Annotated in this window: 24 protein-coding genes and 1 tRNA gene; 17 read left to right on the top strand and 8 right to left on the bottom strand. The window is 59.9% G+C overall.

Annotated elements, in window-relative coordinates:
* Nucleotides 1–22: 22 nt before the first annotated feature.
* Nucleotides 23–2,314 carry an ATP-binding protein gene (locus tag ACXAG8_RS01085; protein ID WP_475221443.1) on the top strand — a complete coding sequence of 764 codons (2,292 nt, stop codon included), beginning with the start codon at nucleotides 23–25 and terminating at the stop codon, nucleotides 2,312–2,314.
* 6 nt (nucleotides 2,315–2,320) lie between these two features.
* On the opposite strand, the gene ACXAG8_RS01080 is transcribed toward ACXAG8_RS01085, so the two are convergent.
* On the bottom strand, nucleotides 2,321–2,914 hold the full coding sequence (locus ACXAG8_RS01080; protein WP_475221442.1) for a gamma-glutamyl kinase: 594 nt from the start codon (nucleotides 2,912–2,914) through the stop codon (nucleotides 2,321–2,323).
* A gap of 192 nt (nucleotides 2,915–3,106) precedes the next feature.
* Here ACXAG8_RS01080 and recA point away from each other — a divergent pair, with 192 nt between their 5' ends.
* The 4 genes from recA to ACXAG8_RS01060 all read left to right on the top strand — a co-directional run bounded on the left by recA (nucleotide 3,107) and on the right by ACXAG8_RS01060 (nucleotide 8,314).
* Nucleotides 3,107–4,174: a recombinase RecA gene (gene recA, locus ACXAG8_RS01075; RefSeq protein WP_475221440.1), complete on the top strand. Its 1,068-nt coding sequence runs from the start codon at nucleotides 3,107–3,109 to the stop codon at nucleotides 4,172–4,174.
* A 181-nt stretch (nucleotides 4,175–4,355) separates the two neighbouring features.
* On the top strand, nucleotides 4,356–7,028 hold the full coding sequence (gene alaS / locus ACXAG8_RS01070) for an alanine--tRNA ligase (RefSeq protein WP_475221437.1): 2,673 nt from the start codon (nucleotides 4,356–4,358) through the stop codon (nucleotides 7,026–7,028).
* A gap of 1 nt (nucleotide 7,029) precedes the next feature.
* Nucleotides 7,030–7,317 carry a DUF1330 domain-containing protein gene (locus ACXAG8_RS01065; protein ID WP_475221436.1) on the top strand — a complete coding sequence of 96 codons (288 nt, stop codon included), beginning with the start codon at nucleotides 7,030–7,032 and terminating at the stop codon, nucleotides 7,315–7,317.
* Nucleotides 7,318–7,666: 349 nt separating this feature from the next.
* A complete protein-coding gene (locus ACXAG8_RS01060) occupies nucleotides 7,667–8,314 on the top strand; it encodes a transglutaminase-like cysteine peptidase (protein WP_475221434.1) in 648 nt (215 codons plus the stop codon).
* A gap of 109 nt (nucleotides 8,315–8,423) precedes the next feature.
* Here ACXAG8_RS01060 and ACXAG8_RS01055 read toward each other — a convergent pair whose 3' ends face one another.
* From ACXAG8_RS01055 to ACXAG8_RS01030, 6 genes are all read right to left on the bottom strand, one after another.
* Complete coding sequence (locus tag ACXAG8_RS01055) at nucleotides 8,424–9,032, bottom strand: hypothetical protein (protein ID WP_475221432.1); 609 nt, start codon at nucleotides 9,030–9,032, stop codon at nucleotides 8,424–8,426.
* Between the two features lie 300 nt (nucleotides 9,033–9,332).
* Complete coding sequence (typA, locus tag ACXAG8_RS01050) at nucleotides 9,333–11,150, bottom strand: translational GTPase TypA (RefSeq protein ID WP_475221430.1); 1,818 nt, start codon at nucleotides 11,148–11,150, stop codon at nucleotides 9,333–9,335.
* A gap of 76 nt (nucleotides 11,151–11,226) precedes the next feature.
* The gene (locus ACXAG8_RS01045; RefSeq protein WP_475222388.1) at nucleotides 11,227–11,562 is read right to left on the bottom strand and encodes a DMT family transporter; all 336 of its coding nucleotides are present in this window, start codon (nucleotides 11,560–11,562) and stop codon (nucleotides 11,227–11,229) included.
* A 413-nt stretch (nucleotides 11,563–11,975) separates the two neighbouring features.
* Entirely contained in the window at nucleotides 11,976–13,145 is a 1,170-nt protein-coding gene (locus tag ACXAG8_RS01040) for an HD domain-containing protein (RefSeq protein WP_475221428.1), read from the bottom strand.
* The gene (locus tag ACXAG8_RS01035; RefSeq protein ID WP_475221427.1) at nucleotides 13,142–13,387 is read right to left on the bottom strand and encodes a hypothetical protein; all 246 of its coding nucleotides are present in this window, start codon (nucleotides 13,385–13,387) and stop codon (nucleotides 13,142–13,144) included. Before ACXAG8_RS01035 ends, ACXAG8_RS01040 begins: the two co-directional genes overlap by 4 nt.
* Nucleotides 13,387–14,040 (bottom strand): alpha/beta hydrolase, encoded by a 654-nt coding sequence (locus ACXAG8_RS01030; RefSeq protein WP_475221425.1) that lies wholly within the window; start codon nucleotides 14,038–14,040, stop codon nucleotides 13,387–13,389. The genes ACXAG8_RS01035 and ACXAG8_RS01030 overlap by 1 nt, the downstream gene beginning before the upstream one ends.
* Nucleotides 14,041–14,220: 180 nt before the next feature.
* Here ACXAG8_RS01030 and iscR point away from each other — a divergent pair, with 180 nt between their 5' ends.
* From iscR to ACXAG8_RS00980, 10 genes are all read left to right on the top strand, one after another.
* On the top strand, nucleotides 14,221–14,679 hold the full coding sequence (iscR, locus tag ACXAG8_RS01025) for a Fe-S cluster assembly transcriptional regulator IscR (RefSeq protein WP_475221424.1): 459 nt from the start codon (nucleotides 14,221–14,223) through the stop codon (nucleotides 14,677–14,679).
* Nucleotides 14,680–14,720: 41 nt separating this feature from the next.
* Nucleotides 14,721–15,764, top strand: a complete 1,044-nt coding sequence (locus ACXAG8_RS01020) for a cysteine desulfurase family protein (protein ID WP_475221423.1) — start codon at nucleotides 14,721–14,723, stop codon at nucleotides 15,762–15,764.
* 18 nt (nucleotides 15,765–15,782) lie between these two features.
* Entirely contained in the window at nucleotides 15,783–17,303 is a 1,521-nt protein-coding gene (sufB, locus tag ACXAG8_RS01015; RefSeq protein ID WP_475221422.1) for a Fe-S cluster assembly protein SufB, read from the top strand.
* Entirely contained in the window at nucleotides 17,303–17,506 is a 204-nt protein-coding gene (locus tag ACXAG8_RS01010; protein ID WP_475221421.1) for a hypothetical protein, read from the top strand. Before sufB ends, ACXAG8_RS01010 begins: the two co-directional genes overlap by 1 nt.
* A 47-nt stretch (nucleotides 17,507–17,553) precedes the next feature.
* Nucleotides 17,554–18,309, top strand: a complete 756-nt coding sequence (gene sufC / locus ACXAG8_RS01005) for a Fe-S cluster assembly ATPase SufC (protein WP_475221419.1) — start codon at nucleotides 17,554–17,556, stop codon at nucleotides 18,307–18,309.
* Nucleotides 18,309–19,589 carry a SufB/SufD family protein gene (locus tag ACXAG8_RS01000; RefSeq protein ID WP_475221418.1) on the top strand — a complete coding sequence of 427 codons (1,281 nt, stop codon included), beginning with the start codon at nucleotides 18,309–18,311 and terminating at the stop codon, nucleotides 19,587–19,589. Before sufC ends, ACXAG8_RS01000 begins: the two co-directional genes overlap by 1 nt.
* Nucleotides 19,589–20,074: a YIP1 family protein gene (locus tag ACXAG8_RS00995; RefSeq protein ID WP_475221417.1), complete on the top strand. Its 486-nt coding sequence runs from the start codon at nucleotides 19,589–19,591 to the stop codon at nucleotides 20,072–20,074. Before ACXAG8_RS01000 ends, ACXAG8_RS00995 begins: the two co-directional genes overlap by 1 nt.
* Entirely contained in the window at nucleotides 20,071–20,637 is a 567-nt protein-coding gene (locus ACXAG8_RS00990; protein WP_475221416.1) for a Yip1 family protein, read from the top strand. The genes ACXAG8_RS00995 and ACXAG8_RS00990 overlap by 4 nt, the downstream gene beginning before the upstream one ends.
* Nucleotides 20,638–20,650: 13 nt before the next feature.
* Complete coding sequence (locus tag ACXAG8_RS00985; protein WP_475222386.1) at nucleotides 20,651–21,871, top strand: cysteine desulfurase; 1,221 nt, start codon at nucleotides 20,651–20,653, stop codon at nucleotides 21,869–21,871.
* A 75-nt stretch (nucleotides 21,872–21,946) separates the two neighbouring features.
* A tRNA-Arg gene (locus tag ACXAG8_RS00980) sits at nucleotides 21,947–22,023 on the top strand.
* A gap of 183 nt (nucleotides 22,024–22,206) precedes the next feature.
* On the opposite strand, the gene mepK is transcribed toward ACXAG8_RS00980, so the two are convergent.
* The gene (mepK, locus tag ACXAG8_RS00975) at nucleotides 22,207–22,776 is read right to left on the bottom strand and encodes a peptidoglycan L,D-endopeptidase MepK (RefSeq protein WP_475221415.1); all 570 of its coding nucleotides are present in this window, start codon (nucleotides 22,774–22,776) and stop codon (nucleotides 22,207–22,209) included.
* Nucleotides 22,777–23,130: 354 nt separating this feature from the next.
* Here mepK and ACXAG8_RS00970 point away from each other — a divergent pair, with 354 nt between their 5' ends.
* Nucleotides 23,131–24,741 (top strand): L,D-transpeptidase family protein, encoded by a 1,611-nt coding sequence (locus ACXAG8_RS00970; RefSeq protein WP_475221414.1) that lies wholly within the window; start codon nucleotides 23,131–23,133, stop codon nucleotides 24,739–24,741.
* A gap of 36 nt (nucleotides 24,742–24,777) precedes the next feature.
* The gene (lpxD, locus tag ACXAG8_RS00965; RefSeq protein WP_475221413.1) at nucleotides 24,778–25,869 is read left to right on the top strand and encodes a UDP-3-O-(3-hydroxymyristoyl)glucosamine N-acyltransferase; all 1,092 of its coding nucleotides are present in this window, start codon (nucleotides 24,778–24,780) and stop codon (nucleotides 25,867–25,869) included.
* The last annotated feature ends 12 nt before the right edge of the window (nucleotides 25,870–25,881 follow it).

The raw sequence follows: 25,881 nt of genomic DNA, 5'->3' as shown, positions 1-25,881 counted from the left end.
GGACCATTTATTCGAGTTGTTGATGTCCGAAACAATTGATTACGTGACTGATCCCATTGGCCGATACAAACCGGGCGGGTTCAGGCTTATTTCACTGGCCCTGATCGCCTTGACCTTGTGCGTTCTGCCCTTGCTACGGTTTTTCCCGACCGAATGGCGCGTCGGGGTGGGGGTCGTGGGGGCGTCCCTGTTGGTGACGCTGGCCCTAGTGTTGATCGCCAACAGGGTGGCCGGATATGCGGCCAGAGATGTCGGGGCGGTTCTTAAACGTCTGGTTCAGGCCGAAACGACCCCTAGTGTGGTTACCGATGCCACGGGCGCTGTGCTGTTTGCCAATCAGGACGCAGCCCAAAAATACCGCACCATTGCCGGGGCCCGCCTGGACGATTGCCTGCGGTCGGTATTCGCGAACCCTTCGGCGGTCTTGTTTCGGCTTCAATCGTGCGCATCACGTCAGGGGCAGGCGCAAGAGGGCGTTGCCACCAAAGGCAGAACCGTGCCGATCACCGTTACCGATCTGGGCGGCGGGCGGATGCTCTGGCGGATTGCGGACGAAGATCGAAGCCCCTGGTCTGACGTGCCGTTTCCCGTGGTTACTTTGGGGCGTGGCGATTCCGTCTTGGCGATGAACGCGGCGGCAAGCGCAGCATTGGATATCGAATCCGGCGCGTTGGACGCCATCGCAGACTCATGCCGTGGTTGTACGGGACAGATGCTGTACCTGCCAACCGCCCAAGGGTTTGCCCCGGTTGCGCTGTCCGAAATCCAACGGGTCGGGGCCGTGCGCGATGTCCTGGTGCTGCCGCTGCAAGACAGCCCCAAGAACCCCGCAGGCACACAGATCGAGGATCTTCCGGTGCCGATCATCCGCTTATCACCAACGGGTGAGATCCGCGAAACCAACCGCCTGGCCGCGCGGCTGATCGGTGAGGCCGGCAAAGGCGTCACTTATATTGATCAAATCCTTCAGGGGCTGGGGGGCTCGGTGCAGGACTGGCTGGCCCAAACCGCAGAGCAGGACACTGCCCCCCGGTCTGAGTTTCTGCGCCTTGCACGCAAGGACAAAGAGGTCTTTGTTCAGGTTACCCTGTCACGCACCATGTGCGACGGGCAGGTCAGCCTGATTGCCGTTCTCAATGACGCGACCGAGCTCAAGACCCTTGAGGCGCAGTTCGTCCAGGGGCAAAAGATGCAGGCTGTCGGGCAATTGGCGGGCGGTGTTGCGCATGACTTTAACAATCTTTTGACTGCAATTTCAGGGCATTGCGACCTGTTGTTGTTGCGCCACGAAGAAAGCGACCCGGATTACGGAGACCTGGTGCAGATCAACCAGAACGCCAATCGGGCGGCGGCGCTGGTCAGCCAATTGCTGGCGTTTTCAAGAAAACAGACGCTGCGCCCCGAGGTTCTGGACCTGCGCGACACGATTTCCGACCTGATCCACCTGCTCAACCGTCTGGTCGGCGAAAAAGTCCGCCTGACGCTCAGCCATGATCCGGTGCTGAAACCGGTTCAGGCCGACAAGCGGCAGTTGGAGCAGGTGTTGATGAACCTTGTGGTCAACGCCCGCGACGCGATGCCCGATGGCGGGGAAATCCGTATCGAGACCGAGGTCGTGATGCTGGCGCGGCCCTTGCTGCGCGACCGGGCAACGGTGTTGCCGGGCGAGTATGTCACGGTGAAGGTGATCGACAGCGGCGTCGGCATCCCGGCCGACAAGCTGCAAAAGGTGTTCGAACCTTTCTTTACGACCAAACGAATGGGCGAAGGCACCGGGCTGGGGCTGTCGACGGCCTATGGTATCGTAAAGCAAACCGGCGGCTTTATCTTTGTGGATTCAGTCGAGGGCAGGGGCACAGAATTCTCGGTCTACCTGCCGGTCTGTCCGGTTGTCGAAGCGCCGGAACCGGCCAAGGTCGACGTGCCAGCCGTGCAATCTGCGCATCAGGGCGAAGGCGTCGTGCTGCTGGTCGAAGACGAAGCCCCGGTACGGGCCTTTGCGACACGGGCGCTGCGGTTGAAAGGGTATACTGTATTCGAGGCGGATTCCGCCGAGACCGCGCTGAGCCTGCTTGAAGATGGCGACCTGAAGGTCGATGTTTTTGTGACCGACGTCGTGATGCCGGGCATGGACGGGCCAACCTGGGTGCGCGAGGCCATGAAGACCCGACCCGATGTTCGCGTTATCTTCATGTCTGGCTATACCGAAGGTGCCTTTGGCACGTCGGGGCCGGATGTCCCAAACTCGGCCTTCCTGCCCAAGCCGTTTTCATTGAACCAATTGACCGAGGCGGTGTTTCAGCAAATGAACTAGCCGAGATCAAAGCGCGGCGGAGTGCAAGGCGAACTCTGCCGCGTGCGATTGGCGAAAGGCGGTTTCGGTGGCGTCACTCAGGGACAGCGGCATAGCCGGAGACACGTTGTGCCGGTCCAGGGTAATTTCGCCGCCAAGCCGATCCTGCAAAAAGGCCAGAATCCGGTCCTGGTGTTCGTATTTGAAGATATGCGTTGCGCCCTTGCCGTTGCTGCGGGTCCGAAAGAACTCGCTTTGGCTTCCGACATGGGCGAAGGGCGGGCAGGGTTTGGCCATATAGGCACGCACAAAACCGTCAAAGCTTACCCCGCGGGTAGAATGGGGGTGACCTGCCAGGTCTTCGCGGCTGCGATACCGGTACCAGCTGCCCAGCCAATCGACCGGTTCGCGTACGATGGCCATGATTTCCATTTCCGTATCGTACATCTTGCGAAAAATGTTCTGGAAAAACCGATCATACCGCCGCACGGGCGCGTGTTTAAGGTCGGGCGGTCCGGTCACGACAATATCCGCCCGGTCCCGCAAGGCCGCCTGGTATGCGGTGCTGCCGGTTTTTGGCAGCGACAACAGGGCAAGACGTTCTTCGTAGAAAACAAGCATTTAGCGGGATCTCTTTGCTTGGGTCACTAACAGCAGATTGATGTAAACGAGTTTTTAACACAATTGCTGAAGAGTGAAGATTGAAAGTTTTAGTTGAAATGTTCTCTTTTTGATCTCATAAGGAACAAGAGGCGAACAAAGCAGTGATTGCCGCCCGTTCAAGGGTGTGACAAAAGGGAAGGCGACAGGAAAATGGCGGATCTTCTGACGATGAGCGACAAGAAAAACGCAGACAAGCAAAAGGCGCTCGACAGCGCGTTGGCGCAGATCGAACGGCAGTTTGGCAAAGGGTCGATCATGAAGCTGGGCGAAGACGCCAAGCAGGATATCGACGCCAGTTCGACCGGGTCGCTGGGCCTGGATATTGCTCTGGGGATCGGTGGCTTGCCGATGGGCCGGATCGTCGAGATTTATGGCCCTGAAAGCTCGGGCAAGACGACGCTGACGCTGCATTGCATCGCAGAACAGCAAAAGCGTGGCGGTGTCTGTGCCTTTGTCGACGCCGAACACGCGCTTGACCCGCAATATGCGCGCAAGCTGGGTGTCGATCTGGACGAATTGCTGATTTCGCAGCCCGATACCGGTGAACAGGCGCTTGAGATTACCGATACGCTGGTGCGCTCAGGCGCGGTGAACATGGTCGTGGTCGACTCGGTGGCGGCGCTGACGCCGAAATCCGAGCTTGAGGGCGACATGGGCGACAGCAATGTCGGCGTTCAGGCGCGGCTGATGAGCCAGGCGATGCGCAAGCTGACCGGCTCGATTAGCCGTTCGAACTGTATGGTGATCTTCATCAACCAGATCAGGATGAAGATCGGCGTGATGTTTGGCAGCCCGGAAACCACCACCGGCGGCAACGCGCTGAAATTCTACAGCTCGGTCCGTTTGGATATCCGCCGTATCGGCGCGATCAAGGACCGGGACGAAGTGGTCGGCAACCAGACCCGCGTGAAGGTCGTGAAAAACAAGGTGGCACCGCCGTTCAAACAGGTTGAATTCGACATCATGTATGGCGAAGGCATCAGCAAGATGGGCGAATTGCTGGATCTGGGCGTAAAGGCCGGCGTGGTCGAAAAGTCGGGCTCGTGGTTCAGCTATGGCGACGAACGGATCGGGCAGGGGCGCGAGAATGCCAAGCAGTACCTGCGTGACAATTCCCGTATCGCGTTCGAGATCGAAGACAAGATCCGCGCCGCGCATGGGCTGGATTTCGACATGCCGCCGGGCGCAGCCGATGAGGATGACATCCTTGAGGCGTAAGGCCTACGCGATGGGTGCGTGAGTATTTCCGCGCACGCACGGGCGATCCGAGGACGATAACAGAACAGGGCGGCCCCGACAGGGTCGCCTTGTTCCGCTTCGAGTGCGTGACCTGTGGACACCAGGGGGGCTGGGGGCTAAACCTGCGGGGATCAAGAATTAAGCGCGCCGAGAGAGCCCAATGCCAACCCTGAACGACATCCGATCGACCTTTCTGAACTACTTTGAAAATCAGGGGCACGAGGTGGTGGCATCCAGTCCGCTGGTCCCACGCAATGACCCGACACTGATGTTCGTGAACTCGGGTATGGTGCAATTCAAGAACCTGTTCACCGGCGTTGAAACCCGCGACTATCAGCGCGCGACCACGGCGCAGAAATGTGTACGGGCTGGTGGCAAGCATAACGACCTGGACAATGTCGGCTATACCGCCCGTCACCATACGTTCTTTGAAATGCTGGGAAATTTCTCGTTCGGGGACTATTTCAAGAGCGACGCGATTCCCTTTGCCTGGGAACTGATCACCAAGGAATTTGGGATCGACAAGAACCGCCTTTTGACCACCGTCTATCACACCGATGACGAGGCGTTCGAGATTTGGAAAAAGGTCGGCGTCCCCGAAGACCGGATCATTCGCATCGCCACCAGCGACAATTTCTGGCAGATGGGCCCCACCGGGCCATGCGGCCCCTGCACCGAGATTTTCTATGACCACGGCGATCACATCTGGGGCGGCCCTCCGGGATCGGCCGAGGAAGATGGCGACCGCTTCATCGAGATCTGGAACATCGTTTTCATGCAGAACGAGCAGTTCGAAGACGGTTCGATGGTGGAACTCGACATGCAGTCGATCGACACCGGCATGGGGCTGGAACGGATCGGCGCGCTGTTGCAGGGCAGCCATGACAATTATGACACCGATCTGTTCAAGACCCTGATCGAGGCATCCGCCGGGGCCACGGGTGTTGATCCTTACGGGGATCAGAACGTGCATCACCGTGTTATCGCGGATCACCTGCGGTCGACCTCGTTCCTGATTGCCGACGGGGTCATGCCCAGCAATGACGGGCGCGGATATGTGCTGCGCCGGATCATGCGCCGCGCGATGCGCCACGCGCATTTGCTGGGGGCCAAGGACCCTGTCATGCACCGCCTGGTGCCGACATTGGTGCAACTGATGGGCGCGCAATATACCGAACTGGGTCAGGCCCAGTCCCTGATCGAGGAAACGCTGTTGCTGGAGGAAACCCGGTTCAAGCAAACGCTGGACCGTGGGCTCAAACTGCTGGACGACGAGGTGGCCGGTTTGCCGCAGGACGCCCCGCTGCCCGGACAGGCGGCGTTCAAGCTGTATGACACATATGGTTTCCCGCTGGACCTGACACAGGACGCGCTGCGCGAAAAGGGCCGCACCGTTGACACGGACGGGTTTGACGCCGCCATGGCCGAGCAGAAGGCCAAGGCCCGTGCGGCCTGGTCGGGTTCGGGCGAAAGCGCGGATCTGGCTGTGTGGTTCGACGTTCTGGACCTGGCTGGCGCGACAGATTTCCTGGGATACGAGACCGAAAAGGCCGAGGGCCAGGTTGCCGCGCTTGTCGTCGACGGCGCCTTGGCCGACAAGATCGGGCAGGGTGGCACAGGCTGGGTGATCGTCAACCAGACGCCGTTTTATGGCGAGGCCGGTGGCCAGGTTGGCGATACCGGTGAAATCCGCAGGCTTGATGATCGCGACAATGTCGCGCGGGTCGAAGACACTCGCAAATTCGCCGATGGCAAGGTTTACGCCCACAAGGTCACCGTCGACAGCGGCGCGCTGTCCACGGGCGATGCGGTTGAGCTTGAAGTCGACCATGCGCGCCGCAGCTCGATCCGGGCCAACCACTCGGCCACGCATTTGCTTCATGAAGCGCTGCGCGAAACGCTGGGCGATCATGTGGCGCAGCGCGGGTCGCTGAATGCCGCCGACCGGTTGCGTTTCGACTTTAGCCATTCCAAGGCTCTGTCTTTGGAAGAAATTCAGAAGGTCGAGCGTGATGTGAACGAATTCATCCGCCAAAACTCGGTGGTCGAGACCCGGATTATGACCCCGGATGATGCGCGGGGTTTGGGTGCCCAGGCTTTGTTTGGCGAAAAATACGGGGACGAGGTGCGCGTTGTGTCGATGGGCAAGGCCCCGACCGGCAAAGGGCAGGACGGGGAAACTTGGTCGATCGAGCTGTGTGGCGGGACCCATGTGCGCCAGACCGGCGATATCGGCACCTTTGTTGTGCTTGGTGACAGCGCCAGCAGCGCCGGTGTCAGGCGGATCGAAGCGCTGACCGGCGACGCGGCGTTCACCTATCTTTCGGCCCAGGATCACCGTGTTGCGCAGGTCGCGCTTGAGTTGAAGGCGCAACCTGATGACGTGGTGTCGCGGCTGAAATCCCTGCTGGATGAACGCAAGTCCTTGCAGAACGAAGTGGCGCAATTGCGTCGCGACCTTGCCATGGCGGGCGGTGCAGGCCAGGGCGGCGGAGCCGAGGCCCGCGATGTGAACGGCGTCAAATTCCTGGCACAGGCTTTGACCGGTGTGTCGGGCAAGGACCTGCCGTCGCTGATTGACGAACACAAAAGCCGCCTGGGCAGCGGGGCGGTTCTGTTGATCGCCGACACCGGCGGCAAGGCCGCCGTGGCGGCCGGGGTCACACCCGATCTGACCGACACGGTTTCTGCCGTCGATCTGGTCAAGGCCGCAGTGGTCGAACTGGGCGGCAAGGGCGGCGGCGGTCGCCCGGACATGGCGCAGGGCGGTGGCCGGGACGCGTCGAAATCGGACGCGGCCATCGCAGCCGCGGCCAAACTATTGGGAGGGTAAGATGCCTGCACTCTGGATTGCGCATGTGACGGTGACAGATACCGAGGCTTACGGCAAATATGCCGAACTGGCCGGACCGGCAATTGCCAGTCATGGCGGCACGTTCATCGCAAGGGCTGCGCGCTATGTTCAGCTGGAAGGCAAGGATCGGCCGCGTAATGTGGTTGCGCGGTTCCCATCACTTGAGGCAGCGGTCGATTGTTACCACTCGGATGCCTATCAACAGGCCCTGAGCCACGCTCGCGGCGCAAGTGAGCGGGAACTGGTCGTGGTCGAGATTGATTCGTGAGATTCGGCGGGGTTCCTCCTTTTAGGGTGAACCCCCTTAGATTGACATAAACCTGTGAACAATGTTGGCGAATTGTTTCCGCTGGCTGGTTTTTCGTGTCGCTTTCCGTTGCGTAATCTTTAAATAACTGCATAAAAACAAATGGTTGATGCATAGTTTTGCGCGAGCAAAAGTTTTTCCCGTTCCAATTGTGTTCGTGCCTGCCATTTTCCTGGACGTAAATGGTCACAAAAAGTGACGAATTTCCGCCGTTTTTTCCACTCACCTTGACGAAAGATTGCACAGGCAGTGCCGTTTACTGTTAGTTTCAGAAAACGCGTTACGGTCCGGACTGGCAGCAATCTGTCGGATGAACATGGATCGAGGGACAGGCATGAAACCGATTGGCACCAGACTGGACGCCCGGAAAGGGCAGGTTTTCGCAGGCTCGGGCAGGGCTGTTGCGCTGCTGGCCTTGGTCTGTGCCACGCTGACGGTTCCAACCTTTGCACAGGCGGCAGAGCCTGCCTTTATTCCCGCGCTTGCGTCTTCGCCCCCGCCGACCGGGGCCCGGCAGTTGTGCCGTGAATATACCTGGGCCTGCGCCAAGAAGCGGTCGATCAATCTGTCCAGCCAGCAAGAGCTGCGCCTGGTCAAGCAGATCAACCGTCAGGTCAACGCGAACACACCTTCGGTGACGGATCAATCGCAGTACAAAACCCGTGAGCTTTGGGCATTGCCAACGTCCCGCGGCGGGGATTGCGAAGACTTTGCCCTGTTGAAAAAGCGCGATCTGATCCAGGCCGGGATTGACCCTAGCAAGCTGCTTTTGGCGACGGTTCTGGATTCCCGCAGGAATTCGCACGCCGTTCTCGTCTATCGCTCAAGCCAGGGCGATCTGATCCTGGACAACCTGACCAGCCAGGTCAAACCCTGGTCCAAGACCAATTATCTGTTCCTGCGGATGCAGGACCCCAAGCAACCGCGGCGCTGGGTTGGCGTTTACGGAAAAAGCTAGGGCTTGATTTCAGGCGACCGAACCTGTTCCAAAACCTGAGGCCAACGAAAAAGGGGCGAACCTGAGTTCGCCCCTGTTCTTTTGATCTGACAAAACCTTGTTCAGCGGGTCAGAGCAATTTGCTCGGGTCGGGTTGGCCAACTGGGTCCGCATTGGGGCCGGGGTCGGGTGCGCCACCCGAGCCATCGCCGGAACCGCCGCCATCACCACCGTCGCCGCCGCCGTCGCCGGAGCCGCCACCGTCGCCGGAGCCACCACCGTCGCCGGAGCCACCGCCAGAGCTGGAACCACCACCGGAGCTGCCGCCATTGTCGTCATCGTCACCTTCGTCAGAGCCGCCGCCGCTGCCGCCGCTGCCACCGGACCCGCCGGTTCCGCCGCTGCCGCCGGAACCACCGGCGGTTTCGTCCGCTGGACCGTCACCGGACCTTTGGGTGAACGAACCGATCGACGCAGTGGGAAAGTCGGTCAGCGCCGCGGCAAATGCCGGGCATTGCTGCAGAACGCGGTCAAGAATGTCTTCGAAATCCGCGCGGCGGTGCAAGTAACGCAGCATCTTTGCGTCAACGACAGTGCAGGCGCACAGGGTTTCGGTTGATACGGATTGCTTGGCGGTCCTAACCGTACATTTGTCGGCTGCCTGCACGGTGCCGGTCGAAACCATCGGCAGAGCTGCGGACACAAACACTAGGGATAACAGACGGGATTTAATGCGCATCGCGCTTCTCCTTTAACTCTTTACTAAATTCGTCGTCATTATGAACGCTAAAAACGGCGGTGTTTATGAACGACGTCACACTTTGGCCAAGAATACACCTTTATCAGGCCGGAATTGCAAGGGGGGCAAAGAGAGATCGAATTGAAATTAATGCGCCTAAAAGTTGAATGTTCCATGAAAACAGGGCTGAAACGTGACGTGGGGTCAGGCGGCGCAGGTTCTCATGATTTTTGGATTCGACGCAAAAATGCCACAATAGGGTTCATTGTTTCCAATTTTTGCGCCGATCCAACACGCAGGTTACGCTGATTTCGCCATCCGCTTGCGTTCATGGGGATCGAGAAAGCGTTTTCTCAACCGGATCGCATTGGGAGTTACCTCGACCAGTTCGTCATCGTCGATATAGGCGATGGCCTCTTCCAGCGAGAATTGAATATGTGGGGTCAGGCGAACGGCATCGTCGGACCCGCTGGCGCGGACATTGGTCAGCTTCTTGCCTTTCAGCGGGTTCACTTCCAGGTCGTTATCCCGCGAATGTTCCCCGATGACCATGCCCTGATAGACATCGGTCTGGGGCGCGACGAACATGCGGCCGCGCTCTTCCAGGTTCCAAAGCGCATAGGCAACGGCCTGACCGTTTTCCATCGAGATCAGCACACCGGCCCGGCGGCCCGGAATCGGCCCCTTGTGGGCAACCCAGCCGTGAAAGACCCGGTTCAGAACCCCGGTTCCGCGCGTATCGGTGAGAAACTCGCCGTGATACCCGATCAGCCCGCGCGATGGGACATGCGCGATGATCCGGGTCTTGCCCGCACCGGCTGGACGCATCTCGACCAGTTCGCCCTTACGCGCGCCGGTGATTTTTTCGATGACCGCGCCGGAATATTCGTCATCGACATCAATCGTGACTTCTTCGACGGGCTCCATGCGCTGTCCGTTTTCTTCGCGAAACAGGACCTGCGGGCGCGAAATGCTCAGTTCGAACCCTTCACGACGCATGTTCTCGATCAGAACGCCCATCTGCAATTCGCCACGGCCCGCGACCTCGAACGCCTCGCCGCCGGGTGTGTCGGTGATGCGGATGGCGACGTTGGATTCGGCCTCTTTCATCAGACGATCGCGGATCACCCGCGACTGGACCTTTTTGCCGTCGCGACCGGCAAGCGGCGAGTCGTTGATGCCGAAGGTCACGGTGATGGTTGGCGGGTCGATGGGTTGCGCGGGCAGGGCTTCGTCAACCTGCGGGGCGACAAGCGAATCCGCGACGGTGGCCTTGCTCATACCGGCAATGGTCACGATGTCGCCCGCCTCGGCCACGTCGATCGGCTGCTGGGCCAGGCCGCGGAATGCCAGGATCTTGGTGGCGCGGAAATTCTCGATCAGCGTGCCGTCGCGGCTGAGCGCCTTGAGGCTGTCACCGGCTTTCAGCGTGCCGCTTTCGACACGGCCGGTCAGGATGCGCCCGATGAACGGGTCGCTGCCAAGCGTGGTGGCCAGCATGCGGAACGGTTCATCCTTGTGCGCGGTCTGGGCCGGCGCGGGGACGTGGTCGACGATCAGGTCGAACAGCGCGCTGAGATCGGCGCGCGGGCCGTCCAGTTCCATATCGGCCCAGCCCGAACGGCCCGACGCATACATGGACGGAAAGTCCAGTTGCTCGTCATCGGCGCCGAGGTTGGCGAACAGGTCGAAACATTCGTCCAGCGCGCGGTCGGGTTCGGCATCGGGCTTGTCGACCTTGTTCAGCACCACGATCGGGCGCAGCCCCAGCGCAAGCGCCTTGGATGTGACGAACTTGGTTTGCGGCATCGGACCTTCGGCCGCGTCCACCAGCAGGACAACCCCGTCCACCATGCTGAGGATACGTTCAACTTCGCCACCGAAATCGGCGTGTCCGGGCGTGTCGACGATGTTGATACGGGTGTCTTTCCATTCCACCGACGTGGCCTTGGCCAGGATGGTGATGCCGCGCTCACGCTCCAGGTCATTGCTGTCCATGGCCCGTTCTGAAACGGCCTGGTTTTCCCGGAACGCGCCGGATTGTTTGAGCAGCTCATCGACCAGAGTCGTCTTGCCGTGGTCCACGTGAGCGATGATTGCGATGTTGCGCAGGTCCATGAGAGGTCAGCCTTTGAACGGGAAGTTGCCGCGCCCATAACGCGGCCCGCGCAAATATGCCAGCCCTAACCGGACATCAATGCGTGGCCGTGTCAGAAAAAAGATGGATGACCAGGATGCCCACAAGAATAAGGGTCAGCCCCAGAACCGCCGGCCAGTCCAGCCTTTGCCCGAAAACGACAAAGCCGATCAACGCGATCAGCACGATGCCCAGGCCCGACCAGATTGCATAGACGATGCCCACCGGCATCACCCGCAGCGTCAAACCCATCAGGTAGAACGCAAAGCCGTATCCGACCACGACCAGAACCGACGGCCAGAACCGCGTGAACTGCTGGCTGGCCTGCAAAGCCGTTGTTCCGATTGTTTCGGCAACGACCGCCAGAAGAAGAATCAAATAGGCCTTGGGCATCTTGGGTTCGCTCCGCAGGGTTTCGGGCAGATTGATCACGACCTTGTCGTCCGGGGCAAGCGTTTTTGCCCCGTTTGCCTGCGCTGGCCAGCGCCCTGGATAGTGAGAACACGTTTCCGTGGGGTCAGGTAAACCCGACTATGGGAAACGCCACGCCCGTGATACTCAGAGCGCGTATTAGTTTCCTTTTTAACGAGTTTTGAACAATGACGACTTTTGCGAAATCCGTCATATTTGCTTCGGCAATCATCGTGGCGCTAGGGTGGCTTGCAGGCGGGGGGTCCGTCGAGACAGACGCAGCCCAAATTTTTGAACGATTGAATGATCAAGCGGTATAAGCGTCGCTGATAAAAATTTGGGAAAGGGGCTTTCGGGCTCCTTTTTCATTTTTTTCAGGGGACGGTCGCCGACGATCAGGTGCCGGTCGTGGCGTCAACTTGTGCGAAATGCGCCCTTAGCTTCGGGTGCAGCCAATCCCACAAACGCGGCGCGCCCCGTTCAATCGGAACACCGACCCGGTCTTCCAGTTGGGCCAGTGTCACGCTGTAATCCACCCATGATCCGCCGCCCGTTTCCAGGTTGGCAATCGGCGTCTGCACCCGGTCTACTGCTTTGGCAAACCGGGCGTCCGGGCTGTTGGCTGCTTCGAATTCGTGCCACAGTTTCAAGAACGCGTCGTGCTGATCGCGGGGCAGCAGGCCAAACAGGCGTGCGGCTGCGGCCTCTTCGGTTGCGGCTTGGGCGGCGTGATCGACAGCGCCGTGTATCGGGTTGTCGCCTGCGTCGATTTCGACAATGTCATGCAGCAGGAGCATTTGAACAACCCGGTCGATTTTCACGCCGGGCAGGGCGTATTCGGCCAGAACCCAGGCGTGCAGCATGACGTGCCAGCTGTGCTCGGCCGAGTTTTCGAACCGGTCCTCAGACAACAGGCGCGATGCGCGCAACACCGATTTCAACTTGTCGGCCTCTGCCAGGAACGGGATGCGCTGGATGAACGCGTCGGATGTGTCCGGCGCAGTGCCGGACAGCAACGACACCGCATAGGCGTAAGCCTGCGGGAATGCGTCGCTCAGATATGCTGCGCGGCCCTCTGCAAGGTTGGCGCGCACAACCTCAAGATGGTCGGGGCGGGGCCGCGCGGCGCAGAGCACCTGAAACAAGGGCTGGCACCGGTCCAGCTTTTTGGCAAACCGCGCATCGGTGGTCTCGTCAGCTTCGAATTCGTGCCACAGCGCAAGGAATGTGGCGGCCTGATCGGGGGGCAGTATGCCGAAAATCCGCTGTGCGGCAGAGTGTTCCGCGCGGGCCACCGCCTGCCAATCCGTTTGCAGATGAATGGGGTGGTCGCCCGTGATGATCTCGACAAGGTCGTGCAGCAGCAGCATCTGGATGACGCGGTCAATGCGGGTGCCAGGGTCCGCAAAAGGCGCCATGACCAAGGCCCACAAGGCCAGGTGCCAGCTGTGTTCGGCCGAATTTTCGGGGCGGGACTGATCCAGAAGGACATTCGCCCTCTGGACCGTTTTCAACCTGTCTGCCTGTTTCAGAAACGCAACTTGCGCAGACAGCCGGTCGGTCATTGCTTTTCAATCGCCTTGAGCTTGGATCGATGTTCCGACAGGCGCTTGACTAGGAACTGCCGGGCCTTGCGTTCGGCCAGGCGCACACGAATTTCGGTCAGGTAGGCCTCTTCCAGCGACTGCGAGGCCGCCCCCAGAACATCGCCCACCTCGACATAGAACCGGTCCTGGCCGGTTTCATCCATGACCTTCATCGTGTCCTCGGCCAATTTGGCGGCCAGATGGGTGATGGTGTCCGTCATTACCGCGTGGTCTCGGTCAGGCGGCGTTTAACATAGTCGCTGACATCGGTGATCATCGTATCCATGTGCTGATCCTGGAAAAAGTGATCCGCGCCTTCGACCTCGGTATGGGTAATGGTGATCCCCTTCTGCTCGTGCAGTTTTCCGACCAGGGACGTGGTGTCGGCGGGCGGCGCCACGCGGTCGGCGGTTCCGTTGATGATCAGGCCCGAAGACGGGCAGGGCGCCAGGAAGGAAAAGTCATACATGTTTGCCGGGGGCGATACGCTGATGAACCCGGTGATCTCGGGGCGACGCATCAGCAGCTGCATTCCGATCCAGGCCCCAAACGAAAAGCCCGCGACCCAGCAATGTTTCGAGTTGTTGTTCATCGACTGCAGGTAATCCAGCGCCGAGGCCGCGTCGCTCAGCTCGCCCACGCCCTGATCATATTCGCCCTGGCTGCGCCCGACGCCGCGGAAATTGAACCGCAAAACGGTAAAGCCCATGTTGTAGAACGCATAGTGCAGGTTATAGACGACCTTGTTGTTCATGGTCCCGCCGAATTGGGGATGCGGGTGCAACACGATTGCGATCGGTGCGTCTTTTTCCTTTTGCGGGTGGTAGCGGCCTTCCAGGCGGCCTTCGGGTCCGGGAAAAATCACCTCGGGCATGTGTGCTTTGGTCCTGTCTTTTTTCCAAACGGTGCCGGGATATACTTGACGGATTTCGTCGGGCACCTTAGAACGGTTCTAACTGATTTTGCTTCGCGCGAATGCGCTGTCAGTGGGAGATACGCACTGGCTGCGTCGGCGTCAATGTTTTCGCGCGTTACTTGCCAAGAGGAAACGAAAATGAAGCTTTCGACCAAGGGTCGTTACGCGATGGTCGCGCTGGCCGATATTGCCCTGCAACCAGCGGACAAGCTGGTTACGCTGGGCGAGGTTTCCGAACGGCAGGACATTTCGTTGCCCTATCTTGAGCAATTGTTCGTAAAGCTGCGCCGGGCCGATCTGGTGGCGTCGGTCCGTGGCCCCGGTGGCGGGTACCGTCTGGCGCGTCCGGCTTCGGAAATCCGTGTCGTCGAAATTCTGGCCGCGGTCGATGAAACCGTCGATGCGATGCACAAGGGGGCGGGTGCATCCGGTGGCTCGTCCGGCAGCCGCGCGCAATCACTGACCAACCGTCTGTGGGAAGGGCTGAGCGCACATGTCTATGTCTTTCTGCATCAAACGCGGCTTTCGGATGTCATCAAGAACGACCTGGCGCCGTGCCCCGCGGTACCAAGCCTGTTTTCAGTTGTGGATGAGTGACCGGACCCTATGATCTGTTGCTTGCAGAAAAAGATGCATCCATGAAACGTGTTTACCTCGATCACAATGCGACCACGCCGTTGCGCCCCGAGGCGCGCGCGGCCATGATCGCGGCCATGGATCAATGCGGCAACCCGTCCTCGGTCCATGCCGAGGGGCGGGCCGCCAAGTCGATCGTGGAAAAGGCGCGCGGGCAGATCGCGGCGGCATTCGGCGCGGATGGGGCCGATATCGTCTTCACCTCGGGGTCGACCGAGGGCGCAGCCCTTGCGCTTGGCGGTCGCAACCTGCATGGCGCAGCAATCGAACATGACGCCGTAAGAGCCTGGATTGACCAGGATTTGGCGGTTTCGGCGGATGGTTCGGTTGGCGTGTCCGATGCGGGTTCGACGACTTTGCAACTGGCAAATTCCGAAACCGGGATTATCCAAAACCTGCCCGACGGGCTGGCGGTGACCGATGCCACCCAGGCTTTTGGCAAATTGCCCATTGCCTTTAATTGGTTGGGGGCCGAAATGGCGTTGATTTCGGCGCACAAACTGGGCGGGCCCAAGGGCGTTGGCGCGGTCGTGATGCGGCGCGGAACGGATATTGCGGCGCAGATCAAGGGCGGCGGGCAGGAAATGGGCCGCCGGTCGGGCACCGAAAACGTGATCGGCATCGCAGGGTTCGCCGCCGCTGCCGAGGCCGCGGCGCAGGATTTGGCCAATGGTGTCTGGGAAAAGGTTGCGCACCTTAGAAATATTCTAGAAAAGGCCCTTGAGGCAGGGTCGCAAGCCCTTACCTTTGTGGGGCAAGGTCAGGAACGGTTGCCGAACACGTTGTGTTTCGCGGCCCCCGGCTGGAAGGGCGAAACGCAGGTCATGCAAATGGACCTGGCCGGGTTCGCCGTAAGTGCCGGTTCGGCCTGCTCCAGCGGCAAGGTCCGGGCAAGCGCGGTGTTGACCGCAATGGGATTTGACGAGGTGACGGCGGCCAGTGCGATCCGGGTATCGCTGGGGCCCCAGACGACGGAAGAAGATGTGTTGCGTTTCGCTGAAACGTGGCTGGAAAAAGAAAAACGGTATCGCGCGCGCGCCGCGTGAACTCTAGGAGGGTAAGTTATGGCCGCTTTGGACCAGACCCAGGTAAAAGAAGGTGTCGATCAGGAAACCGTGGACGCGGTACGCGAGGTCGGAACCTATAAATACGGGTGGGATACCGATATCGAGATGGAATACGCGCCCAAGGGCGTGGGTCCCGACATCGTGCGGCTGATCTCTGAGAAAAACGAAGAACCGGAATGGATGACCGAATGGCGTCTGGCCGCGTTCGACCGCTGGAGCCAGATCGAAGAGCCGAAATGGGCGATGGTGAACTATCCCGAAATCGATTTCCAGGACCAGTATTACTATGCCCGGCCCAAGTCGATGGAAGAAAAGCCCAAGTCGCTGGACGAGGTCGACCCCAAGCTGCTGGCCACTTATGAAAAGCTTGGTATCCCCTTGAAAGAACAAATGATTCTTGCAGGCGTCGACGGTGCCGAAGAGGCCCCGGCCGAAGGGCGCAAAGTTGCCGTTGATGCGGTATTTGATTCCGTTTCCGTCGGCACCACCTTCCAGGCCGAGTTGAAAAAGGCGGGGGTCATCTTTTGTTCGATCTCGGAAGCCATCCGTGAACATCCTGAATTGGTTCGCAAATACCTGGGCTCGGTCGTTCCGGTTTCGGACAATTTCTATGCCACGCTGAACTCGGCGGTCTTTTCGGATGGGTCCTTTGTCTATGTGCCGCCGGGTGTCCGCTGCCCGATGGAGCTGAGCACCTATTTCCGCATCAATGCCGAAAATACAGGCCAGTTCGAGCGCACCCTGATCATCGCCGACAAGGGCTCTTACGTGTCCTACCTGGAAGGCTGCACCGCACCGCAGCGCGACACTGCGCAGCTGCACGCGGCGGTGGTCGAGATCATCGTCGAAGAAGACGCCGAGGTGAAATACTCGACCGTTCAGAACTGGTTCCCCGGGGATGAGAACGGCAAGGGCGGGATCTACAACTTTGTGACCAAGCGCGCCGATTGCCGTGGCGATCGGTCCAAGGTGATGTGGACGCAGGTTGAAACCGGCAGTGCCGTGACATGGAAATACCCGTCCTGCATCCTGCGCGGCAATGAAAGCCAGGGCGAGTTCTACTCGATCGCCATCACCAACAACTATCAACAGGCCGATACCGGCACCAAGATGGTTCACCTGGGCAAGAACACCAAGTCGCGGATCGTGTCCAAGGGCATCAGCGCGGGCAAGGCGCAGAACACCTATCGCGGGCTGGTGTCGATGCATCCCAAGGCCAAGGACAGCCGCAATTACACCCAATGCGACAGCTTGCTGATCGGCGACAAATGCGGCGCGCATACGGTTCCGTATATCGAGGTCAAGAACAACTCATCCCGTGTCGAACACGAGGCGACCACCTCGAAGGTGGACGATGATCAGCTGTTCTATTGCCGCCAGCGCGGCATGGACGAAGAAGAAGCCGTGGCACTGGTTGTCAACGGGTTCTGCAAGGACGTGCTGCAGGCCCTGCCGATGGAGTTTGCAATGGAAGCGCAACAGCTGGTTGCGATTTCGCTGGAAGGCTCGGTCGGCTGATGACGCGGACACCCCGGAATCGCATCCAGAAGGATGATGTGCTGACCTGGCTTGGGTACGCACTGCCGGTTTTGGGCGGTGTTCTTGGCGTCGCTTATGTCAACATCAGGTACATGGACTTTATCAACCCGGTCTGGGCCATTGGCGGTGGGGCGATCCTTGGATGGATCGCCGCGCGGACCTTGCGCCGGATCCTGGGATAGAAACAATCGGGCCGCGGGGCCCAACGCGAGACGTAAAAGGACAAAAAATGCTGGAAATCAAAAACCTGCACGTACAGCTTGAAGAAGAGGACAAGCAGATTCTCAAGGGCGTTGATCTGACGGTTGAAGCCGGCAAGGTTCACGCGATCATGGGGCCGAACGGCTCGGGGAAATCGACGCTCAGCTATGTGCTGTCGGGGCGCGACGGCTATGAGGTCACCGAAGGCTCGGCCACGCTGGAAGGCGAAGACCTGCTTGAGATGGAGCCGGAAGAGCGCGCCGCCGCCGGGGTATTCCTGGCGTTCCAGTATCCGGTCGAAATTCCGGGTGTTGGCAACATGACCTTCCTGCGCACGGCTGTGAACGCACAGCGCAAGGCGCGCGGTCAGGACGAGCTTTCGGCGACCGACTTTCTGAAAGTTGTGCGCGCCAAGGCAAAATCCCTGAAGATCGACGCCGATATGCTGAAACGCCCCGTCAATGTCGGCTTTTCGGGCGGTGAGAAAAAGCGCAACGAAATCCTGCAGATGGCCATGCTGGAGCCCAAGATGTGCATCCTGGACGAGACCGACTCGGGCCTTGATGTGGACGCCATGAAACTGGTGGCCGAGGGCGTGAATGCGCTGCGCGACGAACGTCGTGGGTTTCTGGTGATCACGCATTACCAACGCCTGCTGGACCACATTCAGCCGGATGTCGTTCATATCATGGCTGACGGCCGGATCGTGAAAACCGGGGGCCCCGAACTGGCGCTTGAGGTGGAAAACAATGGCTATGCCGACATTCTTGCCGAGGTGAACTGATGGCTTTGCCCGAAGTGAAACAAACCGCGACCGAGGCGCGGCTGTCTGCCATGTCACTGCCCGATGCGGGCTGCACCCGTGCCGCGCGCGAAGACGCGTTGGCGCGCGTCCGCGAGATGGGCCTGCCGGGGCGGCGCGACGAATATTGGAAATACACGCGCCCCGACACGCTGGTATCCCCCGACGTGACCCCGGCCGAGGTTTTCGCATCCGACGAACCCGTCATGTTCGACGGGTTTGATCGGCTGAAGATCGTGTTTGTCGACGGTGTCTTTGATGCGGATGCGTCTGACGATTTGTCGATGGAAGGCGTCACGATCGACCGGATCGAAGACATTTGCTGCAAGGATATCCACTGGGCCAAGGAACTGTACGGCGTGTTGGAAGCGCGCGGGCAGGTGCCGGTTCAGCGCCCCTTGGCCGCGTTGAATACGGCCTTTGCGCGTGATGGCGTGGCAATCCATGTCACCGGCAAGCCAAGCCGGCCCATCAGCCTGATCTACCGCCACGGCTCGGAGATGTCGGACGCGATGTTGCACCACATCATCCGCGTCGAAAGCGGGGCAGAGGTCACCATTCTGGAAAACGGCCCGGCCGCATCGCGGTTCAACAAATGCATGGAAATCGACGTGGCCGATGGCGGTGTCCTGCATCATGTCCGGGCACAGGGCCGTGATCACCAGCGTCGTGCTGCAACCCATATGTTTACCCGTCTTGGGGCCGCGTCGGTCTATAAGTCCTTTACCCTGACGGTAAACGGCGTGCTGACCCGCAACGAGCAGGTGGTCGAGTTGACCGGCGACGATGCCGTGGCACATGTGGCCGGTGCCTGTGTCGGGGACGGTGATTTTCACCACGACGACACGGTTTTCATCACCCATGACGCCGTGAATTGCGAAAGCCGCCAGGTGTTCAAGAAGGTTCTGCGCAACGGCGCGACCGGCGTGTTCCAGGGCAAGATCCTGGTCAAGGCGGGCGCGCAAAAGACCGACGGCTATCAGATCAGCCAGTCCTTGCTTTTGGATGACGACAGCCAGTTCCTCGCCAAGCCCGAGCTTGAGATCTATGCCGATGACGTTGCCTGCTCGCACGGGTCGACCTCGGGCGCGATTGACGATACGGCCTTGTTCTACCTGCGCTCGCGCGGGGTTCCGGTGAAGGAAGCGACCAATATGCTGACGCTGGCCTTCCTGGCCGAAGCCGTGGACGAGATCGAGGATCAGTCTCTGGCGTCGGATATCGTGACCCGTCTGGAAGGCTGGCTGGCGCGGCGCAGCTAATGCCTGTGACCGCCGATATCGTGGCCACGTATCGTGGACCGGGCCGCGTCGTGCGGCGCCTGCTGGATATGGGGCCGCGGGAAGATCGCGCGCTGGCCTTTGTCATGGCGTTTTGCGGCGTCGGGTTCATCGCGCAATTGCCGCGCCTGGCGCGGCAGGCGCATTTGGACGGCGAAGACCTGAACATGTTGATGGGCGGCGCGCTTTTGGGGTCGGTCATCATCCTGCCGCTGCTTTTGTACCTGGTCGCCTGGATCACGCATCTTGGCGCCAGGATTGTTGGCGGCAAGGGCACATCTTATGGCGCGCGGCTGGCGTTGTTCTGGGCCTTACTGGCCTCGACACCTCTGGTCTTGCTGAACGGGCTGGTTGCCGGGTTCATCGGGCCGGGACCGGCGCTGACGCTTGCGGGGCTGACATGGGTCGCCGTATTCGCCTGGTTCTGGGCGGCCGGCATCCGACAGGCCCAGGGGGCAGCAGGATGAACGCGGCCTATCTGGGAAAGCTGGCCGGTCTTACATTGCGCGACCCGGCCGAGGCCGCCCGCCACCTGATGGCGCGCAATCCGGGCCGCGACGTGTTGTGGATGGTGTTTTTCCTGACCATCATCCTTGCAACCATGGTTCAGCTGACATCGGATACGCTGGTTCCCGTCGACGACCCTGCCATGCAGACGCTGGTGCTTTCGGCGCCCCAATACCTGGCCACCGCCGCGGCGGCCCTGATGCTGAGCATCGCGACCTTCTTCTATGTCGGGCGTTTCCTGGGCGGTGACGCGTCCTTTGATGACATCATGATCCTTGTCATATGGCTGCAACTTCTGCAGGTCGCGGCACAACTGCTGAGCCTGCTGATCATGATCATTGCGCCCGATCTTGCCTTTCCGCTGGTCTTGGCCACCATCCTGTTAAGCCTTTACATTACCGCCCATTTCCTGGATCAGGCGCACCGGTTCGGGTCGCTGGGGCGCTCGGTTCTGGTGATGTTCCTGTCGGGCGTCGTTGCCGTCCCCTTTGTCCTCGCTTTGTCCCTGATTGGGCCCGTTTAGAGAATTGATGCCGATGTACGATGTTCAGAAAATCCGCGATGATTTCCCGATCCTGTCACGAGAGGTGAATGGCAAGCCGCTGACCTATCTCGACAACGGGGCATCCGCGCAAAAGCCGCAGGTGGTGATCGACGCGGTGACGCAGGCCTATGGCCACGAATATTCCAACGTCCATCGCGGGCTGCATTACCTGTCCAACCTGGCGACCGAGAAATACGAATCCGTGCGCGGCACGGTAGCGCGGTTTCTGGGCGTGGCGGATGAGGATGAAATTGTCCTGAACTCTGGCACGACCGAAGGGATCAACCTGGTCGCCTATGGCTGGGCCATGCCGCGCCTGCAGGCCGGGGACGAGATCGTGCTGAGCGTGATGGAACACCACGCCAATATCGTGCCCTGGCATTTCCTCAGGGAACGGCAGGGCGTTGTTCTGAAATGGGTCGATGTCGACGCCCAGGGGGCGCTGGACCCGCAAGCCGTCATCGACGCCATCAGTCCGAGAACCAAACTGGTCGCGGTTACCCATTGTTCGAACGTTCTGGGCACAGTGGTTGACGTCAAGGCGATCACCGCGGGTGCCCATGCCAAGGGCGTCCCGGTTCTGGTCGATGGCAGCCAGGGCGCGGTTCACATGCCCGTCGATGTTCCGGATATCGGCTGCGATTTCTATGCCATCACCGGGCATAAACTGTATGGCCCGTCAGGTTCGGGCGCGATCTTTATCAAATCGGAACGCATGGCCGAAATGCGCCCCTTTATCGGCGGCGGCGACATGATCAAAGAGGTCTCGAAGGATCAGGTCGTCTATAACGACCCGCCAATGAAGTTCGAGGCCGGAACCCCCGGTATCGTCCAGACCATCGGTCTGGGGGTTGCGCTGGATTACATGATGGATCTGGGCATGGCCGAGATTGCCAGTCACGAGGCCGACCTGCGGGATTACGCGATGCAACGGCTGTCCGGCCTGAACTGGTTGCAGGTTCAGGGCACCACCGCCACCAAGGCGGCGATCTTCAGCTTTACGCTTGATGGGGCAGGGCACGCCCATGACGTTTCAACGATTCTGGACAAGAAGGGTGTCGCCGTCCGCGCAGGGCATCATTGCGCAGGCCCCCTGATGGATCATCTTGGGGTGACGGCGACCTGCCGCGCCAGCTTTGGTCTTTACAACACCAGGTCCGAGGTCGATACGCTGATCGACGCCTTGGAACTGGCGCATGATCTGTTTGCATAAGGCCGCGCCGAACCGCGTTCAAAACGCTGATTTCCAGTTGCGCCCGGTTCGGAACAAGGTTAGCTAACGGCTCAGGCACCTGTAGCTCAGCTGGATAGAGCGCTGCCCTCCGAAGGCAGAGGCCAGAGGTTCGAATCCTCTCAGGTGCGCCATTTCCCCGAAACAGTTCATATGGCGCTGCGCAGTCATCAATCGGCGTTTGTTGGGCCGCCGCCCAAGTGCCCCAAATGCTGCGCAGGGCCAAACGTGGTTTTCCAAAGCCCAAAAACAAAAAAGAGCGCCAACGCCCGGGACGGGGCGCGCGCTCAAAGAAAACGGAACGGTTTGTAGTGGTCTTATCCGCGCCAGGTGCGGACCACGCCGCAATCCATGTGGACGAAGTTCGAACGATAATATTGACCCACACCGCCTGCGCGGCAGGACATCGCTGCCTTGGCCATTTGCGAGACCGAGCGGGAGGACAGGCGCAGGTCGGCGGCCTGACCTTTCATGTGAAGCGAGTTCTTCGCCACACCGCGTGACCGGGACCGCAACATCGCGTTGGTCTGGGGCGATCGGTAACCCGAAAGCAACATATAGGGTTCGTTCACGTCCAAAAGGTTGTGCGATGCGGCCATGATGTCCAGCGTACGCAGGTCCATCGATTTCGACTGATCCGTGCGCCAGTCGCGCATGAAGTGGTTCACTTCCTTCACAGCGTCCTTGATGTATTTGCCATCCACCCAATAGATCATGTCGATCCGTTCGCCGGTGCGGCCCGAATACATGCGAATACGGCGAATATCACCGCCGCCGCGAAGAAACCCTGCTGCATTGGAAAAAGTCGGTGCTGCTGCAACTGCTGTTGCGGCGAATGCGCCCAATAGGGCACGCCGGGTCAGGCCCGATGTACTGCTCTTGGTCATTTTCTGTTTCGTCCCGTACTGTTCCTGCCTGCGCACGATGTTACGCGCGCTGTCTTAATTTTTTCCCATCCCAGATGCGGAACTTATTGCACAGACGGATTCGTGCGCCAAGAAGTCTTTGGTATTCATGTTTTCAAGGGGGAATTTTCGGCAGTTTTTTGCGCAACTGACACAGAACGGCTCAGGAATTTCGCAAATCGACCGGTGGCGCGCGCTGCGATGCAAACGCGCATCACGGGTGCACAGATACACCGTTCTGATGATATTGTGAATGGACAAGACCCTGTTGCCCCAACCATATTTGATCGGCGCAATGCGCAGATTTACAAGTTATTGAAGTGCCAAGGCCATCCCATGACGTCTGTTTTTTCCAAACCTACCTGTTTGATCCTCGCTGCATGCCTGGCCGTTTCCGCCAGTCTGGCGCGCGCCGAAGCGCCCGCCGCACCCAGCACGGCGTTTCAGATGGCGGTGGCCGAAAAGATTTCGGCCCTTCCGAATCTGGCGGCATTTTATCGCGAAACGGGGTTTCAACCCGTTTGGGTCGGAGATACCGAACAGCATGCTGCGCGCCGCGCCGCCCTGATTGCGGCGTTATCGGCGACCCAGGTGCATGGTCTGCCCGAGGCCCGGTATGACGTTCAGACGATTTTGGACCAGATGGATCAGGTCGGTTCGGTGCGCGACCTGGGATTTGTCGAGGCCGAACTCAGCCGAGTTTTCCTGAAATACGCAGATGATGTTCAGTCGGGCATCCTGCGACCATCGGACATCGACGCAGGCTTGGTGCGCCAGGTCGAGCGTCAGACCGCCTCTGACCACCTGGGGGCGCTGGTGGCGTCGGACGATGGGGCCTATATCCGCGGTCTTGCGCCCGCGTCCCTGCAATATACCGCGCTGCTCAAGCAGAAGCTTGCGTTGGAAAACCTGATGGCCGCTGGTGGATGGGGGCCGACAGTACCGGCCAGCAAGCTGGAATTCGGTGACAGCGGGCCAAATGTCATAAAGCTGCGTAACCGATTGGTTCGCATGGGTTATATGGCGCCGACCGCCAGCCCCACATATGATGATGCCTTGAAGTCAGCGGTCCAGAGCTTTCAGCAGGGGCACGGGCTGGAACCCGATGGCGTGGCCGGAAAAGGCACCATTGCCGAGATTAACCGCCCCGTCAGCGACCGGCTGAAATCGGTCATGGTCGCGCTGGAACGCGAACGGTGGCTGCCGCGTCAGCGCGGCGCGCGGCATGTTCTGGTCAACCAGGCCGATTTCTCGGCCAAGATCGTCGACGAAGGCCAGGTGACATTCGAGACCCGCGCCGTGATCGGCAAGAACACCCATGACCGCCGCAGCCCCGAGTTTTCGGACCAGATGGAACATATGGTCATCAACCCCAGCTGGTATGTCCCGCGTTCCATCATCACCAAGGAATATCTTCCGAAACTGCGGGCGAACCCGAACGCGGTTCGGCATCTGGAAATCACCGACCGGCGTGGCCGTCAGGTGAACCGCGGTGCCGTGGATTTCAGCCAGTTCAGCGCGCGAAGCTTTCCGTTCGCGATGCGGCAGCCGCCGGGGAAAAGCAATGCGCTTGGGCTGGTCAAGTTCATGTTCCCCAACAAGTACAACATCTATCTGCATGATACGCCTCAGAAAAGCCTGTTCGCCCGCGAGGTGCGCGCCTTTTCCCACGGCTGTATCCGCCTGGCTCAGCCGTTTGAGTTTGCCTATGCGCTGCTTGCCCTTCAGGAAGAAGACCCAAAGGCGTTCTTTCACCGGGTTCTGAACTCGGGCAAGGAAACCAAGGTTGAACTGGACAAGCCGGTTCCGGTCCACCTGATCTATCGGACGGCATATGTCGGACCCAAGGGCGATGTGCAGTACCGGCGCGACGTCTACGAAAGAGATCGCAAGATTTGGGCCGCCCTGCAAAAGGCAGGGGTGGCCCTGCCGGACGTTCAGGGGTAATCACTGGGCCCACGTCCTGCGACAAGGAAGCCCGACATGCAGTTTACCGTAAAGCAGATTGCCGAAGCCCTGGGCGCATCGGCCGAAGGAAGCACCGGCCTGACGATCCTGCGGGCGGCCGAGCCGGGGGATGCCGGGCCGACCGACCTGGCCATGGCAATGTCCCCGAAATATGCCGAGGCGCTGGCGCAGGGAACAGCCCGCGCGGCCGTCGTCTGGGAAGGCGCCGACTGGCAGGGCCTTGGGTTGGAGGCCGCAATTTTCGTACCGCGTCCGCGCATGGCGATGGCCGGTATCACCGCGATGCTGGACCGGGGGCAGGGTGTTGAACCGGGGGTGCACCCTTCGGCGGTGGTCGATCCGACGGCTGAAATCGGTGCCGATGTTTCGATCGGGCCGCTCTGCGTGATCGGCCCGCGCGCCCGGATTGGCGCAGGTTCGGTTCTGGGGGCCCATTGTGTTGTTGGCATGGATGCCAGCCTTGGCGAAAACGCGCTGCTGCGCGAAATGGTCAGCATCGGCGCCCGCGCCCGGATCGGCGACCGTTTTATCGCCCAACCCGGCGCGCGGATTGGCAGCGATGGGTTCAGTTTTGTCACGCCCGAGGTCTCGGACGTTGAGAATGTGCGCAAGACCATGGGCGACAAGGGCGATGCCAAGGCGCAAAGCTGGCTGCGCATCCATTCGCTTGGTGCCGTTGAAATCGGGGATGATGTCGAACTTGGTTCAAATTGCACCATCGACAATGGCACGATCCGCAATACGGTCATCGGAAGCGGCACAAAACTGGATAATCTCGTCCATATCGGGCACAACACCCGCGTCGGGCGCGATTGCCTTCTGTGCGGACAGACCGGCGTTTCCGGGTCGGTCGAGATCGGCAACAATGTGGTTCTTGGCGGCCAAACCGGTGTTGTCGACAATATTTTCATCGGCGATGGGGCCATCGCAGCCGGCGGAAGCAAAATCCTGTCCAATGTGCCCGCCGGGCGCGTAATCATGGGCTATCCGGCCGTCAAAATGGCAACCCATACCGACATGTACAAGGCACAGCGCCGCCTGCCGCGTATCACCCGCGACGTTGAGGCACTTAAAAAGGCTGTTTTCAAACAGCCCCCGAGCGATTAAATCATCCCCAAC

The sequence above is a fragment of the Ruegeria sp. ABD4_443 genome (assembly GCF_056160865.1).
Note: the sequence above shows the minus strand (reverse complement) of the source record. Positions and strands in the feature narration are given on the sequence as shown.